Origin of the sequence: Pseudomonas chlororaphis subsp. aurantiaca (assembly GCF_013466605.1) — a bacterium.
In the GTDB taxonomy this organism is placed as follows: domain Bacteria; phylum Pseudomonadota; class Gammaproteobacteria; order Pseudomonadales; family Pseudomonadaceae; genus Aquipseudomonas; species Aquipseudomonas chlororaphis_I.
Window position 1 is genome coordinate 5,063,815 of the sequence record NZ_CP059162.1, and the last position, 15,403, is coordinate 5,079,217.

Sequence of the window (15,403 nt, forward strand, 5' to 3'; positions counted from 1 at the left end):
CGCGCCCATCAAAGGCAGGAGCCCACGATGGCCAAACAGTACGAGCTCCCCGACGCAGTCTGGGATTTGGTTGCGGACATTATCAATGAACCGCGCCGTAGCGAGCGACCGCGAACGGATGATCGCCTGATGCTCAACGGTGAACTTTGGGTGCTCTGCTCCGGCGCCGCCTGGCGCGACATACCTGAGCGTTTCGGCCCCTGGTCAACGGTCTATCAACGTTTTCGTGATTGGCGCAATCGTGGAACGTTTGACCAAATGCTCAAGCGGCTTCATATCAAGCTCAACGAGCAAGGGTTGATTGATCTGGAGACCTGGATGATTGACTCCACCGCAGTACGCGCAACCCGGGCCTCTTCTGGTGCTGGGAAAAAAGGGGGCCTGAAGAAGCGCAGGATCACGCGCTCGGGCGCAGCCGGGGTGGCCTGACGACCAAGATCCACATGCTGTGCGACGCGAATGGTGTGCCACTGAAATTTCTGTTGTCGGGCGGGCAAGCCAGCGACATCGCTTATGCCCAGCCGTTGCTGGATGAGGCACACATCCCAAGTTTGCGCGGTCGTCCCCGCAAACGCTGTCGCTGATTGTTGGCAGATAAAGGCTATGACGCTGAGGCTCTGCGTCGTTACTGCGACCGGTATCGGATGCAGCCGGTGATCCCTCTGCGCAGCATGAAGCGCAAGCCCAAACCGGGGTTGCCGGGACTGCTTGATCGTCCCAAGTACCGCCAGCGCAATATCATCGAGCGTATGTTCGGCTGGCTGAAGGATAACCGCCGCATCGTTACGCACTTCGACAAGCTGGCGAAAAGTTATGCGGCGATGGTCTCGCTGGCCTGCGCCATGCGGTGTTTACGACATTACTAATGAGATGGTCACCTCCACACCCCTGCGAGGGCTACGCTTTCGCAGGGTGTTTTACTTTCGGAGGCCATCATCATGAGCGAATCAGCACTGATCGGTATCGATCTCGGCAAACACAGTTTCCACCTGCATGGGCAGGACAAATCGGGCCGGGAAGTGTTTCGCAAGAAGTGCTCGCGTCCGCAGATGATGAGGCTCTTCGGCAACCTGCCGGCCTGTACCGTGGTGATGGAAGCCTGTGCCGGCGCGCATTTTGTCGCTCGCCAACTGATGGCCATGGGCATGAGGCCAAACTGATTTCCCCGCAGTTCGTTCGACCTTTCGTCAAAGGCAACAAAAACGATTTCGTCGATGCCGAGGCCATCTGCGAGGCCGCCTCGCGCCCATCGATGCGCTTTGTTCCTGCTAAAACTGAGGCACAACAAATCCTTTCAGTTCTGCATCGTCTGCGCGAGTCGCTGGTACGTGACCGCACCAAAACCGCCAATCAGATGCACGGCTTCTTGCTGGAGTTCGGCATCAGCCTACCCAAGGGTTTGGCGATCATGAAACGTTTGGCGAGTATCTTGGCCGAGCATGAGTTGCCGGTTCGGCTCACCGTGCTGTTGCAACGACTGCACGCTCACTTCGTTTACCTGGATGAGCAGATCAAGGAGCTGGATAAAGAACTGGCCGGCCAATTGGCCGATTTTCGTACAGTGCCTAGGAAATGCCCTCTAACAATTTTTCACTCAACTCTCATACCAACTTTGGCTATAAATGTGGGCAATTGCTTCAAGACGTTATTAAGCTCCGCCTACTACAAGAGACTGACTATACTGTGCTGAAAAACTCCGGATCGAATGCAGGCAAGGGGCCCATGCCCAGCGTCCTGTCTCCTGCAAGACCCAACACGCCGCCCGCGGGTCAAAAACGCAGGATCAGCAAGGTTTTTCCACCGATCGAAAGCTCCCAGGCGTCTTCACCAAGCACATTGGTACTGCCCCCTCGAATAGCGCCCGCCATCGCCCCAAAACCCGTGCCGTTTTCAGTCCCCAGGACCTGCTCGGCGTGCGGAACATATCATCAAGGCCCCTGCACGACTCCCCGACTTAGTGACGCATCTTCTTCGCCAAAAGCGGTTTCAGCGCAGGAAATGTATGAACGGCACCAGGCGAACTATCAGCCACAGGACCGGACTCAGCCGTTCGAAATCATGCATTCGGTCATGGATGGCAACCTGAAGTTCAGTAACCAGAAGGCGACCGATGCCGAGCTTTTAAAAGTTGCAGACAAGAAGTTCACCCTCCGCCACTACACCAGATCAAAAGACGGCCTCCCACCGTTCAGCACTATTTCTTCGAACTTTGAACTGGTGCACCGCAAAATCAAAACATTGCAAAGAACCCGAGACAGTAATACCAACCAGGATGACTGGGTGCGCCTGGGCAATACGGCGTTTACCTTCTTTCTCTTGGCAATCGACGGCGAGGTAGCAAACCGGAAGTTCCTCGCAGGTGCAACGCATTACGCGGAAATTGATCCGGACAACCTCGAACAAATGACGGCGGCAGGTCTGGAAAATGCGGAGCTTTTTGCCTCGCCAGACTTGCTGCACACCAAGGATTTGTCGAGTGCCAAAGCTATCAAAGGCCCGCTGAAAGACCTCAAGGCGCTGATGCTCGCAAGCTCCGGACTCAAACCTATCAGCTTGGGTCGAACATCTGCTCCAGGCCTGCTCAAAGCTATCGACGATCAATTCTCTGGCACTTTGGAAGTGAAACTGCCAGGCTCGGTAATCGTTACTCAATGGCACAGGATCTAGTTTTTGTGGTGTTTCCAAGTGCCGTAGAAAATCTGGTCTAGTCTCTGTAGAAACCAACTCATCAAGAACTGTGTATCTACATGAGCCGACCAGCGACCGTCATTGCCCTTTCCGAGGCCGACACAGCAGCGCTTCTACGCCGGGTTAACCAGCGCAAGGGGGCACAGGATGCTTCCCTTCGTGCTGAAATCATACTGGCATGCACAGATGGGGAGTCCGGAAACTCCATTGCCCAGCGCCTTGGTGTCAGCAAGGACGTGATATCGCGCTGGCGAGTTCGTTTCTCTAAATGGGGATTGCCTGGTCTGAACGATGAACCGCGCTCCGAGCGTCCACGCACCATCACCGATGAACAAGTGCAGCAAGTGGTTGATCAGGTACTTCAAAGCAAGCCCGAAGATGCGAGCCATTGGAGCACCCGGCGAATGAGCCGGGAAACGGGGCTATCTCCGGCTAGCGTGATGCGCACCTGGCATGCCTTCGGGATCAAGCCTCATCTGGAGAGACCTTTAAACTATCAACCGATCCGCTCTCCGTTGACAAGGTCCATGACATCGTTGGCCTATACCTGAATCCGCCCGATAGAGCATTGGTGTTGTGCGTCGATGAAAAAAGCCAGATCCAGGCGCTAAATCGAACCCAGCCTGGGCTACCTCTGGCACCGGGCAATCCTGCGACTCGCACGCATGATTACAAACGGTATGGGACAACCTCACTGTTCGCTGCACTGGACGTGGCGACAGGCGGTTGGCCGGTTGAAACGCCAGCACCGCAGTACCGAGTTCCTGTCATTTCTCAAGGAAATCGATGCGTCTGTCCCTGCCGAGATGTCAATCCACTTGGTCATGGATAACTACGCAATGAATCGCCCCGGGTTTCGTAGACACCTCTTTGCCTTAAACTGAGGCCAATCAGGAGGTGCCATGAGCAACCCGCGTTACCCCGAAGAATTCAAAATCCAAGCGGTCAATCAAGTGACCGAAAAGAAGCTGCCTGTCGCTGATGTAGCGGCCCGTCTTGGCGTGTCGACGCATAGCTTATATGCCTGGATAAAGCGCTACAGCAAACCTCAAGAAGAACGACAGCAAGACGATGATCAGCACGCTGAACTGCGTCGTCTGCGAGCAGAACTCAAGCGCGTCACTGAAGAGCGAGACATCTTAAAAAAGGCCGCCGCGTACTTTGCCAAGGAGTGCGGCTGAAGTACGCCTTTATCAAGCAGCGCGCGGGCGACTATTCGATTCGGCGGCTTTGCCTGATGCTGAAAGTCCATCCCAGCGGTTATTACGCCTGGCTGTCCGAGCCGCAATCTGTACGCGCCAAAGACGACCAGCGACTGCTGGGTTTGATCAAGCATTCATGGCTGGAGAGTGGCGGCGTTTATGGCTATCGCAAAGTCCATGACGATCTGCGCGAGGTCGGTGAAGATTGTGGTCGCCATCGTGTAGCGAGGCTGATGCGTCTTGAAGGTCTGCGCTCTCAGACAGGGTATCGACGCCGCCCTGGAAAGTACGGCGGTAAGCCAGCGGTCGCCTCACCCAATTTGCTGAAGCGCCAGTTTGATGTCGTAGAACCCAACAAAGTTTGGGTCACCGACATCACCTACATTCGCACTTATGAAGGCTGGCTGTATTTGGCTGTGGTGTTGGATCTGTTTTCTCGCTAGGTCGTTGGCTGGTCAATGAAGTCGCAGATGACCAGTGATTTGGCTATTGACGCGTTGTTGATGGCGGTTTGGAGGCGTAAACCGAAGCAAGAAGTGATGGTTCATTCCGACCAAGGCAGCCAGTACAGCAGCTCCGATTGGCGCAGCTTTTTGAAGGCAAACAATTTGGTTGCCAGCATGAGTCGCCGAGGCAACTGTCATGACAACGCTGTGGCCGAGAGCTTTTTCCAGCTTCTGAAACGGGAACGGATCAAGCGAAAAATCTACACCTCGCGGCAAGATGCTCGTAGTGATGTGTTCGATTACATCGAGATGTTCTACAACGCAAAACGCCGTCATGGTTTCAACAATCAGCTGTCACCGGCAGAGTTTGAAAAGCGTTACGCAATGAGCTTGCAAGGTGTCTAGAGAATCCGGGGCGATTCAATGGCAAAGGCAAACACCTCGCGCCCCCAGCCGAACTCGGCGCTCATGGGCGGCAGAAACAGCCCGAAGCCGTGTCTTACCCCCAGGGACAGGGCCAGGATCAGCGCACTCCCGAGAAGAACCCAACCGCTGGTACGCCACATCGAAGTCATCGTTATTCTCCATTTACGGGTATATACCCGCTTATCATCGAACAAAAGGCGTTCACGCCAGTTCGTTCAGCAAGGCCAGCAAGGTTTCGCGTTTCTCTGCACCCAGACGGTCGATCAAACGCTGTTGCGCCGCTTCCCAGGCAGGCAAGGCCGCCAGCAGTCGCTGCTGGCCCTCCTCAGTCAGCTGGACAATGCGATTGCGTTGATCCTCACCCTCGGACAGCCGGACCAGCCCCTCGCCTTCCAGCACCCGCAGGTTGCGGCCCAGGGTGCTGCGATCCAGGCCCATGGCCTCGGCCAGGCTGGAAATGCTCGGTTGGTCCAGGCGCTGCAGGTTGCTCAGCAAGGAATACTGGGCAACGTTAATCCCGAAGCCGTCGAGAGCGCCGTCGTAGAACCTGCTGACGCCACGGGCGGCGCGACGCAGGTTCGTGCACAAACATTGAGAAGGAATCATGGTGCGTGTATATACCCGCGATTAATGGAATGCAAGAAATTTGCAAAGCCCAGGGCGCGGATGAAACCCGCGTCCCGCCTTTCTAGAACAACGCCAACCCCACCAGGACCGCCGTCTCCAGCAGCTCCAGCATAGCGCCCGCCGTATCCCCGGTGGTGCCGCCCAGACGGCGCAGCATCAGCTGCCGCAAGCCGGCAAACACCACGCCCGCCAGCAGTAACGCCAGCACTGCGCTATAACCTCCGAGCACTATGCACACCAATGCAGCAAGCCCCAGCACCCACTTGCCAGCCAGACGCGGCAGATAATTCGCCAGCGCCTGCCCAAGGCCACCAGGGCGCACATAAGGCGTACAGAGGAACAGCCCGAGCAAGGCGCCGCGACCGATCAGCGGCGCCAGCAGCAAGGCGACACCGGTCTGCTGCTCGATCAGCGCCACCAGCGCGGCGAACTTGAGCAGCAACACCAGCCCCAGGGTGACCACGGCGATCGGCCCGCTGCGCGGGTCTTTCATGATCGTCAACGTACGCTCGCGATCGCCGAAGCCGCCCAGCCAGGCGTCCGCACTGTCGGCCAGCCCGTCCAGATGCAAGGCGCCACTGAGCAGTACCCAGACCGTCAGCAACAACGCCCCATGCAGCAACAGCGGCGCGCCCATCAACAACTGGTTCAGCCCCCACAGCAGCAGCCCGAACAGCAGGCCGATCAGCGGATAGAACAGCAACGACCGGCCCATTTCCTCGGGCGATGGCATGCCCGGCAAACGCACCGGAAAACTGCTGAGAAATTGCAAGGCGATCCAGAATGGCAGCATGCTCAGACTCCTTCGCTCAACACCAGGCCAGCCTCGACAGTCAGAGCGAACAAGGCACCGTGAGCGACCTCGACATTCAGCAACTGCTCGCGCGGCAAACCCCGGGCCCGGGCCAGCAACAAGCGCATCACCCCGCCATGGCTGACCAGCAGCACCCGCTCACCGGCATGACGCTGATGCAGACGCTCGACCGCCCCCAGCACCCGCTCGGAAAATGCCAACACCGGCTCGCCCTGCGGCGGAGTAAAGGCATAAGGATCGGCCCAGAACTGCTCCAGCGCCTCGGCGTCAGTCGCCATCAGCGCCGCCGCGCTCTGCCCTTCCCAGGCGCCGAAATGCAGCTCCTGCAGATCCGGGTCCAGGCTCACCGGCAGAGCCAGGCGCGCCCCCAGTTCCTCGGCGAAACGCGCGCAGCGTTGCAAGGGCGAGCTCACCAACCGATCCCAGGGCCCCTGGCCGGCAACTGCGGCACGCATCTGCTGCCAGCCGGCGTCGGTCAGGGCATCGTCGAGGCTGCCGCGCAGGCCGCCACCGAGCTCGGTTTCGCCATGGCGCAGCAGGTCCAGGCGCAAAGTCATGCCGGACGATCTGCCACGGCCGCCTCGGCGAAAGTCGCCATCTGCCCGTGCAGGTCGCAGGCCAGGCGCAGCAACGGTACCGCCAGCGCCGCGCCGCTGCCTTCGCCCAGGCGCAGGCCGAGGTCCAGCAAAGGCTCAGCCTCGAGGGTTTGCAGGATATGCCGATGACCCGGCTCGGCCCCACGGTGGCCGAACAGCAACCACTGCCGGCACTCGGGGTTGAGCCGCACCGCCACCAGCGCCGCCACGCTGCAAATAAAACCGTCGACCAGCACCGCGATGCCTTCCTGGGCACAGGCCAGGTACGCCCCCACCAGGGCAGCAATTTCGAAACCGCCAAGGTTGAACAAGGTCTGCAAGGCATCGCCACGCTGGGCCGCATGCAGGCTCAAGGCACGCTCGATCACCCGCGCCTTGTGGCTGACACCCGCCGCATCCAGGCCGGTGCCCGGACCCGCGAGGAGCGCTACCGGAATGTCCAGCAAGGCACAGGCCACGGCACTGGCCGCGGTGGTATTGCCGATGCCCATCTCGCCACCGATAAACAGTTCGCTACCCAGCTCGGCAGCCCGCAGCACACTGTCACGTCCAGCCTGCAGGGCCTGTTCGCCCTGGGCCTGGGTCATGGCCGGCCCCTCGACGAAGTTCCGGGTGCCCGCCCCCAGGTGCAAATGACGCACGCCAGGCAGATTCAAGCCGGGCGTCACCGTGCCGAGGTCGACCACCTCCAGGCGTGCCCGCAGCTGCCGCGCCAACACGCTGATGGCCGCGCCGCCGGTGACGAAGTTGTGCAGCATCTGCCCGGTGACTTCCTGCGGATAAGCCGAAACGCCCTCGGCCACCACCCCGTGGTCGCCGGCGAAAATCGCAATCCACAGCTGCTCCAGGCCAGGCTTGACCCGCCCTTGCAAGCCGGCCAGCTGTACCGCTACCCGCTCCAACTGCCCCAGCGAACCCGCGGGCTTGGTCAATTGCTGCTGACGCGACCGGGCCGCCTCCAGGGCTTGAGTGTCGAGCGCCTTGCACGGCCGCTGCCACCAGAAGTCATTCATAACGCAGTTCCTTTCAGAGTCAGGGGCAGGCCGGCCACCGTCAGCACTACCCGCTGACAACGCTCGGCCAGGGCTTGATGCAGCCAACCGGCTTCATCGACATAACGGCGAGTCAATTCGCCCAGCGGCACGACACCCATTCCGGTCTCGTTGCTGACAAAAATGATTTCGCCCGGCAGCGACGCCAGGCACTGCAACAGGGCTTCGCGCTCACTGGCGAGCCGCTGGGCATCCTCCAGCAGCAACAGGTTGGTCAGCCACAAGGTCAGGCAATCCACCAGCAGGCAACGCTCGGCGCTCGCCGCTTCGCGCAGCACCCGCGCCAGCTCCAGGGGTTCCTCGATCAATGCCCATTCGGCCGGACGCCGTTCGCGGTGATGCTCGATGCGCTGGTTCATTTCACCGTCCAGCGCCTGGCTGGTGGCGATATAGGTCACGGCCAGGCCGCTCTCGCCGGCGAGCTTTTCAGCCAGGCGACTCTTGCCGGAGCGGGCGCCGCCGAGGATCAGTTGCAACATGCTTGGAAACCCTTGAGTTGAGGTACAGCCACAGCGGCGCCGCAATACCGGCGCCGACGCTCTAATGCCCGCAAAGCTGGCGCAGGTGCTCAGTGTCCAGATGCTGTTCCACCAGATCGGCCAGGCGCTCGATGTCGCGCTCGCGCAGGGCGTGGTAGTCGACCGCCTGCACCTCGCGCAAACCCGCCCAGCGCAGCAATGCGCTGCAGGCCGCCGGCGCCTCGAACAGGCCGTGCAGATAGGTACCGAGAATCTGCCCATCGTCGCTGCGCGCACCGTCGCAACTACCGTCATCCAGAGTCACGACCGGCAGTTCCAGCGCAGGCCCCGTCGTGACCCCGGCATGGATCTCGTAACCACTGACTTCGGCCTCCTCCAGCGCCAGGCGCCCACGCACGTTGCGCAGTTGCTTCTCGTGTTCCAGCACCGTCTCGAACGCCAATAACCCCAGCCCGGCGCTGGAGCCCGGCGCGCCTTCCAGGCCCAGGGGATCGTGCAGCTGCTCGCCGAGCATCTGCAAACCACCGCAGATGCCCAACAACTTGCCGCCATAGCGCAGGTGCCGGGCGATGGCCCTGTCCCAGCCCTGGGCGCGCAGATACGCCAGGTCGCTGCGCACGCTTTTCGAGCCGGGCAGGATGATCAGGTCGGCCGGCGGAATCGCCTGGCCGGGACCGATGAATTGCAGGTCCACCTGGGGATGCAGGCGCAGCGGATCGAAGTCGGTGTGGTTGCTGATGCGCGGCAACACCGGCACCAGCACTTTCAGCACCTGCTCGACCTTGTCGGCCTGACGCTGGTCGATGCCGTCCTCGGCTTCCAGATGCAGGTCCAGCACGTAGGGCAGCACGCCGATCACCGGTTTGCCGGTACGCGCTTCGAGCCAGTCCAGGCCCGGTTGCAACAGGGCGATATCGCCGCGAAAACGGTTGATGATGAAACCTTTGACCCGCGCCTGCTCGCTTGGCGACAACAGCTCCAGGGTGCCCACCAGATGGGCGAAAACCCCGCCACGGTTGATGTCGGCGATCAGCAGCACCGGGCAGTCCACCGCTTCGGCAAAGCCCATGTTGGCGATGTCGCCGGCCCGCAGATTGATCTCCGCCGGCGAGCCTGCGCCTTCCACCATCACCACCGGATAGGCCGCGCTCAGGCGCTGGTGAGAGGCCAGCACGGCCTGCATGGCGATGGCCTTGTAGTCGTGATAGGCCACCGCGTTCATGGTGGTCACCGCGCGACCGTGAATGATCACCTGGGCCCCGGTGTCGCTGTTGGGTTTGAGCAGCACCGGGTTCATGTCGGTGTGCGGCTCCAGGTGCGCGGCCTGGGCCTGCACCGCCTGAGCGCGGCCGATCTCGCCACCGTCGGCGGTCACCGCGCTGTTGAGGGCCATGTTCTGCGGCTTGAAGGGCACGACACTGACGCCCTGGCGCGTCAGCCAGCGGCAGAGGGCCGTCACCAGGGTGCTTTTACCGGCATCGGAAGTGGTGCCCTGCACCATCAGGGTAGTCATGGATGTTCCTTGGCGTAGGCGACGAAGGCCTGTTCGAGACGCGACCAGTCGGCTTCGTCGGCCGGCAGGCCGAAGCGCAGGCTGCTGTTGTGGGTGAACAACCGCAGCAGGATGCCCCGGCGCGCCATGAACTCATGCAACAGCTCGGCGCGATCGGTGATCAGCCACTGGAACAGCGCACAACCACCCTGGGGTTTCAGGCCGTGGCGCTCGAGCAGGTGCGCCAAACGCAGGCTCGCCACTTCGCTGCGCAGCCGTTGCCGTGCATGGCCTTGGCTGTCACGCAGGCACACCTGGCCCAGTACCCGGGTCGGTCCGCTGACGGCCCAGGGGCCGACCTGTTCGGCCAGCAGCTTGAGCAACTTGCGCTCGGCCAGGACGAAGCCCAGGCGCACACCGGCCAGGCCGAAAAACTTGCCGAAGGAGCGCAGGACGATCAACCCCACCTGATCGGCCTGGGCCGCCAGGCTCAACTGGGGAGTGTTGTCCATGAAGGCTTCGTCGACCACCAGCCAGCCACCGCGCTGCGCCAGGCGCGCGTACCAGTCCAGCAGGCGCTCCGGGGTCAGGCTCAGGCCCGTGGGATTGTTCGGATTGACCACCACCAGCACGTCCAGGCTGTCGAGAAAGAAGTCCACTTCCTGCTCCAGCACTTCACGCACGATGTAGCCGCTGCGGCGCCAGGCTTCGGCGTGCTCGGCATAACAGGGCGACAGCACGCCGACCTTGCCGGCACGGCGCAAACGCGGGAGCAGCTGGATCGCCGCCTGGGAACCAGGCACCGGCAACACATGGGCGGCACCGTAGTAGTCGCGGGCGGCCTGCTCCAGGCCGTCGTCGGTTTCCGGCAGGCGCGCCCAGGCCCGCATGCCGATCTCGGGAATCGGCCACGGCCAGGGTGCCAAGCCGCTGGACAGGTCCAGCCAGTCGGCCTCGGCTATGCCGTATTGCTCGGCCGCCTTGCGCAGGCGGCCACCGTGCTCAAGCATAGAACTCAGCTCCCACGCAGAGAATCAGCAGCCATAACCAGACCCCGCGCTGTACCAGTTGCCAGCCGCGATCGATGGACGAAGCATCGGCCCCCGCCCCCTCGCCCAGTTGCGGCCGCTGGTGCAACTCGCCGTGATAGATCGCCGCGCCGCCCAGCTCGACACCCAGGGCCCCGGCCCCGGCCGCCATCACCGGCCCGGCGTTCGGGCTGTCCCAGGTCGGCCCCTGGCGGCGCCAGCATTTCAGCGCCAGGCGGGTCTTGCCCAGCAGCGCGTAAGTCAGGGCCACCAAGCGGGCCGGAATATAGTTGAGCAGGTCGTCGATCTTCGCCGCCGCCCAGCCGAAACGCTCGAAACGCTCATTACGATAGCCCCACATCGCATCCAGGGTGTTGCTCAGGCGGTAGAGCACCACGCCCGGCGCCCCGGCCACGGCAAACCAGAACAGGGCGGCGAATACCGCGTCGCTGCCGTTCTCCAGCACCGACTCGGTGGCGGCGCGGGCGACTTCGGTGGCATCCAGTTCGCTGGTCTGGCGACTGACCAGATAGCCGACCCGCTGCCGCGCCAACTCCAGGTCGTCGCTGCGCAAGGCCTGGGCCACCGGCTCGACATGCTCGCCGAGGCTGCGCAGGCCGAGAGCGCAGTACAGCGCCAGGATCTCGAACAACCAACCGATATAGGGCAGCCAGGAAAACAGCGTCGCCAGCAGGGTCAGCGGCAACACCGCGATGACCCAGGCGGTGACGCCATGACTGCGCCAACCGCGACCGCCGGAGTTGAAACGTTGCTCGATGCGATCGGAAAAACGGCCGAACGCCACCAGCGGATGCCAGCGTTTGGGTTCGCCCAGCAACGCATCCAGCGCCACCCCGGCGACACTCAGCAACGCCACACTCATTGACTCACTCCCCAGTAGTTTTCATACAGCAATTCACTCAGCGGGCGCTCCCGCGCCCAGCCTTCGAGCACCAGCATCGGTGCCGGGTAAAACTCGCCCACCGGGCCCAGGCATAGCACCGCCAGCGGCTTGGCCCCGGCTGGCAGGCCGAGCAGCTCGGCCAGGGCAGCGGGCTCGAACAGCGACACCCAGCCCATGCCCAGCCCTTCGGCCCGGGCCGCCAGCCACAGGTTCTGAATCGCGCAGGAGAGCGAGGCCAGGTCCATTTCCGGCAAGGTACGCCGACCGAAAATATGCCGCTCACGGTCGTCCATCAGCGCCGCTACCAGGACCTCGGCGCAGTCGTTGATGCCTTCGACCTTGAGCTTCATAAACTCGTCGGAGCGTTCGCCCAAGGCCTCGGCGGTGCGTACCCGCTCCTCCTCCACCAGTTGCTGGATCTGCCCGCGCAACGGCCGGTCGCTGATACGGATGAAACGCCAGGGCTGCATCAGGCCGACGCTGGGCGCCTGGTGCGCCGCCTCCAGCAGGCGGCGCAGGACCTGTGGTTCGACCGTGCCACCGACGAAGTGGCGCATGTCACGACGCTCGGCGATCGCGCGATAGACCGCGTCACGTTCCGCCGCGGAAAAAGCGTTGTCGGTCATGGGCGCCGCGCGAGCACGCTCGCTCCTGCCGGCGCCAGCAGGGCCGCCACCGCTTCGGGGTTGGACGGAAAATAGAAATGCACATAAGAGGCGGTCATCCGCCCTTTGCGGTAAACCGCTTCCGCGCCGCGCCCGCCATTCGGGCTCAGGCCGCGGGCGATCGGCTCCAGCTCGGTGCTGGTCAACGAATGATGGTAGGTATGCCCGCGCAACGAACCTTCCGGCAACTCCACTGCCTGCAAGGCCAGGGCCGCCAGGCGCTTTTGCATCACCGCATCGCCGGGCAACAGGCCCAGCAGTTCGGCGCGCTCGCCGTCAACGTCGGTCAGGGAGTCCAGCAGATACAACATGCCGCCACACTCGGCGAGCAAGGGTTTGCCGGCAGCATGATGCGCGCGGATCGCACTGAGCATCGAGCCGTTCTCCGCCAGCGCCCGGTGATGCAACTCCGGGTAACCGCCCGGCAGGTACAGGCTGTCCGCCTCGGGCAGTGCCGCGTCATGGAGCGGCGAGAAAAAGTCCAGCTCGGCGCCCATGGCCCGCAGCAGATCCAGGCTCGCGCCATAGGTAAAGGCAAAGGCTTCGTCGCGGGCCACGGCAATGCGCACGCCGGCCAACAGAGGCTCGACGGCAACTGTCTGAGGAGCGGCAAACGCCACGGCCGGCGGCAAGGCCACTTCGCAGCTGTCAGCCAAGGCGGCCGCCGCCGCGTCGAGACGCAGATCCAGATCGTTGAGTTCGCTGGCCTGCACCAGCCCCAGATGGCGGCTGGGCAGTTCGATGCCGGTTTCCCGGGACAGCGCGCCGTACCAGCGCAATCCCTCGGTCAGGCTGCCTTCGAGCAACTGCGCATGACGCAGGGTGCCGACACGGTTGGCCAGCACGCCGGCGAACGGCAGATCCGACTGATAACGCGCCAGCCCCAGCGCCAAGGCACCGAAGGTCTGGGCCATGGCGGTGCCATCGATCACCGCGAGCACTGGCACCCCGAAATGCCGCGCCAGGTCGGCGCTGGACGGCGTGCCGTCGAACAGCCCCATCACACCTTCGATCAGGATCAGGTCCGCCTCACCGGCGGCCTCCCACAGCAGGCGGCGGCTTTCCTGCTCGCCGACCATCCACATGTCCAGCTGATACACCGGCGCACCGCTGGCGCGCTCGAGGATCATCGGGTCGAGAAAGTCCGGGCCACACTTGAACACGCGCACCTTGCGTCCCTGATTGCGATGCAGGCGGGCGAGCGCGGCGGTCACGGTGGTCTTGCCCTGACCGGAAGCCGGCGCGGCAATCAATACCGCCGGGCAATGACGGGCATCACTCACAGTTCGACGCCTTTTTGCGCTTTGATTCCGGCCTGGAAGGCATGCTTGACCATGCCCATTTCGGTGACAGTGTCGGCCAGCTCGATCATCTCCGGCTTGGCGCCACGCCCGGTGACCACCACATGCTGCATCGGCGGCCTCGCCTGCAGGTCGCTGAGCACCTGGTCCAGATCCAGATAGCCGTGCTTGAGGGCGATGTTCAGTTCATCGAGCACCACCAGGCCGATCTTCGGGTCGCTCAGCAGTTCGCGGGAAACCGCCCAGGCCGCTTCGGCGGCGGCGATGTCGCGCTGGCGGTCCTGGGTTTCCCAGGTGAAACCTTCGCCCATGACATGGAAACGCACCTGCTCCGGAAAGCGCCGGAAGAACAATTCCTCGCCGGTACTGTTGCGACCCTTGATGAACTGCACCACGCCGCACTGCATGCCATGGCCCATGGCCCGCGCGAGCATGCCGAAGGCCGAGCTGCTTTTGCCTTTGCCGTTGCCGCTCAGCACCAGCAGCAAGCCGCATTCGTTCGGCGAGTTGGCGATGCGTTCATCGATCACGGCTTTTTTGCGCAGCATGCGCGCCAGATGGCGCTCGTCACGATCAGGGGATTCAGTCATGGGGCAGCTCTCCGTTGGGGCTGGATAACGGGGGGCAGGAATAGGAATAGACGGCGCAAGCCTGGCATCGCCCACCGTGATGCCGTTGGATGGATCAGGCCGGTCTCCGGGCTTGTGAGTGACTGGGATGCCCAACTGCGCGCCTTCCCATGTCGACAGTCGACACAGTGGCATCAGGCGCAGTCTTGACTCACTTACCGTTGCGGGGGCAGCGCCGGAATCGTCGTGCGTGCACCTTCGGCACGCGTACTCACCGGCTTCCCTGTTTCACTCTGTCGACCTGCGGCCACAGAGCACCTGAAACAAGTCGCGAAGGTTAGAGGGTTGGGGGTGGAGCGTCAATTAAAGCCGGGGCCCGGCAGATCGACGAATGGCTGCCATATCGGAAAAATGACGCCAATCTTGTGCCACACTCAACGCAGTGATATCAAATAGCCATAATCACGTTAAAAAACTCCAATATCTCAACAATAATAGGAAAAGTCCGATGCAAGGCATGATCATCAGCAATCCGAAACTGGAATTCCTGCGCCCTGCCCTGGAACGCTGGTTCGATTGCATCGACCGCTACAACGCCGTGCGCGGCGATAACGAAAGCCCTTACTGGTTCGACGAAAAAGCCAACCTGGGATTGCTCTCGGCGGCGGCCTGGATGGCGGAGATGGTCACCCTGGAACACACACCGAGCAAAAAACAGCTCGAGGACGGCGACCGCAGCGGCCGCACCGACCTGTACATCGCCACGCAGGAGGAGCGTGTCTACATCCAGGCCACCCAGCGCTGGCCCCGGGTCAACAGCCTGCACCTGACCCAACCGTTGCTGGATGCCGCCAGCGACGCGAAAAAAGCCAGCTACCCCAGCGACCTGAAACTCGGCTGCCTGTTCGTCACGCCGCAAAAAACCCAGCACAGCGCCACTCCGGAAGAACTGCAGGACATGGTCGACGATCTGCAAAAGGAACATTGCTGCGCCGTGGCCTGGTACTTCCCCTACGCGTACCGCAAATTGCGCAACGAAGCCGGCAACTATCACCCCGGCGTTGCCGTGCTGCTCAAGGAAGCACGCTGAGCAGGTGGAAGCATCGTCCATCTG

13 protein-coding genes, 5 pseudogenes and 1 riboswitch are annotated in these 15,403 nt (G+C 62.2%); of the genes and pseudogenes, 6 read left to right on the forward strand and 12 right to left on the reverse strand.

The window, feature by feature from the left end:
• Positions 1-27: 27 nt before the first annotated feature.
• The 5 genes and pseudogenes from H0I86_RS22925 (at position 28) to H0I86_RS22945 (ending at position 4,741) form a co-directional block, all read left to right on the forward strand.
• Positions 28-866 (forward strand): annotated as a pseudogene (locus H0I86_RS22925) (IS5 family transposase).
• A gap of 72 nt (positions 867-938) precedes the next feature.
• Positions 939-1,570 (forward strand): annotated as a pseudogene (locus H0I86_RS22930) (IS110 family RNA-guided transposase); the annotation flags it as partial.
• A gap of 152 nt (positions 1,571-1,722) precedes the next feature.
• Complete coding sequence (locus H0I86_RS22935; protein WP_180922305.1) at positions 1,723-2,667, forward strand: hypothetical protein; 945 nt, start codon at positions 1,723-1,725, stop codon at positions 2,665-2,667.
• 80 nt (positions 2,668-2,747) lie between these two features.
• Positions 2,748-3,536 (forward strand): annotated as a pseudogene (locus H0I86_RS22940) (IS630 family transposase); the annotation flags it as partial.
• A gap of 54 nt (positions 3,537-3,590) precedes the next feature.
• Positions 3,591-4,741: pseudogene (locus H0I86_RS22945) on the forward strand (IS3 family transposase).
• Between the two features lie 17 nt (positions 4,742-4,758).
• On the opposite strand, the pseudogene H0I86_RS22950 reads toward H0I86_RS22945, so the two are convergent.
• From H0I86_RS22950 to cobO, 12 genes and pseudogenes are all read right to left on the reverse strand, one after another.
• A pseudogene (locus H0I86_RS22950) lies at positions 4,759-4,911 on the reverse strand (MFS transporter); the annotation flags it as partial.
• Positions 4,912-4,963: 52 nt separating this feature from the next.
• Positions 4,964-5,368: a MarR family winged helix-turn-helix transcriptional regulator gene (locus H0I86_RS22955; protein WP_180922306.1), complete on the reverse strand. Its 405-nt coding sequence runs from the start codon at positions 5,366-5,368 to the stop codon at positions 4,964-4,966.
• An 82-nt stretch (positions 5,369-5,450) separates the two neighbouring features.
• A complete protein-coding gene (locus tag H0I86_RS22960) occupies positions 5,451-6,182 on the reverse strand; it encodes an adenosylcobinamide-GDP ribazoletransferase (RefSeq protein WP_180922307.1) in 732 nt (243 codons plus the stop codon).
• A 2-nt stretch (positions 6,183-6,184) separates the two neighbouring features.
• Positions 6,185-6,760: an alpha-ribazole phosphatase family protein gene (gene cobC, locus H0I86_RS22965; RefSeq protein ID WP_180922308.1), complete on the reverse strand. Its 576-nt coding sequence runs from the start codon at positions 6,758-6,760 to the stop codon at positions 6,185-6,187.
• Entirely contained in the window at positions 6,757-7,812 is a 1,056-nt protein-coding gene (gene cobT / locus H0I86_RS22970) for a nicotinate-nucleotide--dimethylbenzimidazole phosphoribosyltransferase (protein WP_180922309.1), read from the reverse strand. Before cobT ends, cobC begins: the two co-directional genes overlap by 4 nt.
• Positions 7,809-8,330, reverse strand: coding sequence for a bifunctional adenosylcobinamide kinase/adenosylcobinamide-phosphate guanylyltransferase (cobU, locus tag H0I86_RS22975; RefSeq protein ID WP_124300195.1), 522 nt, complete (start codon positions 8,328-8,330; stop codon positions 7,809-7,811). The genes cobT and cobU overlap by 4 nt, the downstream gene beginning before the upstream one ends.
• 61 nt (positions 8,331-8,391) lie before the next feature.
• The gene (locus H0I86_RS22980) at positions 8,392-9,843 is read right to left on the reverse strand and encodes a cobyric acid synthase (protein ID WP_180922310.1); all 1,452 of its coding nucleotides are present in this window, start codon (positions 9,841-9,843) and stop codon (positions 8,392-8,394) included.
• Positions 9,840-10,832 (reverse strand): threonine-phosphate decarboxylase CobD, encoded by a 993-nt coding sequence (gene cobD / locus H0I86_RS22985; RefSeq protein WP_180922311.1) that lies wholly within the window; start codon positions 10,830-10,832, stop codon positions 9,840-9,842. The genes H0I86_RS22980 and cobD overlap by 4 nt, the downstream gene beginning before the upstream one ends.
• Positions 10,825-11,733 carry an adenosylcobinamide-phosphate synthase CbiB gene (gene cbiB, locus H0I86_RS22990; RefSeq protein ID WP_180922312.1) on the reverse strand — a complete coding sequence of 303 codons (909 nt, stop codon included), beginning with the start codon at positions 11,731-11,733 and terminating at the stop codon, positions 10,825-10,827. The genes cobD and cbiB overlap by 8 nt, the downstream gene beginning before the upstream one ends.
• Entirely contained in the window at positions 11,730-12,380 is a 651-nt protein-coding gene (gene bluB / locus H0I86_RS22995; protein WP_124372780.1) for a 5,6-dimethylbenzimidazole synthase, read from the reverse strand. The genes cbiB and bluB overlap by 4 nt, the downstream gene beginning before the upstream one ends.
• Positions 12,377-13,702 carry a cobyrinic acid a,c-diamide synthase CobB gene (locus tag H0I86_RS23000; protein WP_180922313.1) on the reverse strand — a complete coding sequence of 442 codons (1,326 nt, stop codon included), beginning with the start codon at positions 13,700-13,702 and terminating at the stop codon, positions 12,377-12,379. Before H0I86_RS23000 ends, bluB begins: the two co-directional genes overlap by 4 nt.
• Entirely contained in the window at positions 13,699-14,310 is a 612-nt protein-coding gene (cobO, locus tag H0I86_RS23005; RefSeq protein ID WP_180922314.1) for a cob(I)yrinic acid a,c-diamide adenosyltransferase, read from the reverse strand. The genes H0I86_RS23000 and cobO overlap by 4 nt, the downstream gene beginning before the upstream one ends.
• 80 nt (positions 14,311-14,390) lie before the next feature.
• Positions 14,391-14,626, reverse strand: a riboswitch (cobalamin riboswitch).
• A gap of 171 nt (positions 14,627-14,797) precedes the next feature.
• On the opposite strand from cobO, the gene H0I86_RS23010 reads away from it, so the two are divergent.
• Positions 14,798-15,379 (forward strand): hypothetical protein, encoded by a 582-nt coding sequence (locus tag H0I86_RS23010; RefSeq protein ID WP_180922315.1) that lies wholly within the window; start codon positions 14,798-14,800, stop codon positions 15,377-15,379.
• The last annotated feature ends 24 nt before the right edge of the window (positions 15,380-15,403 follow it).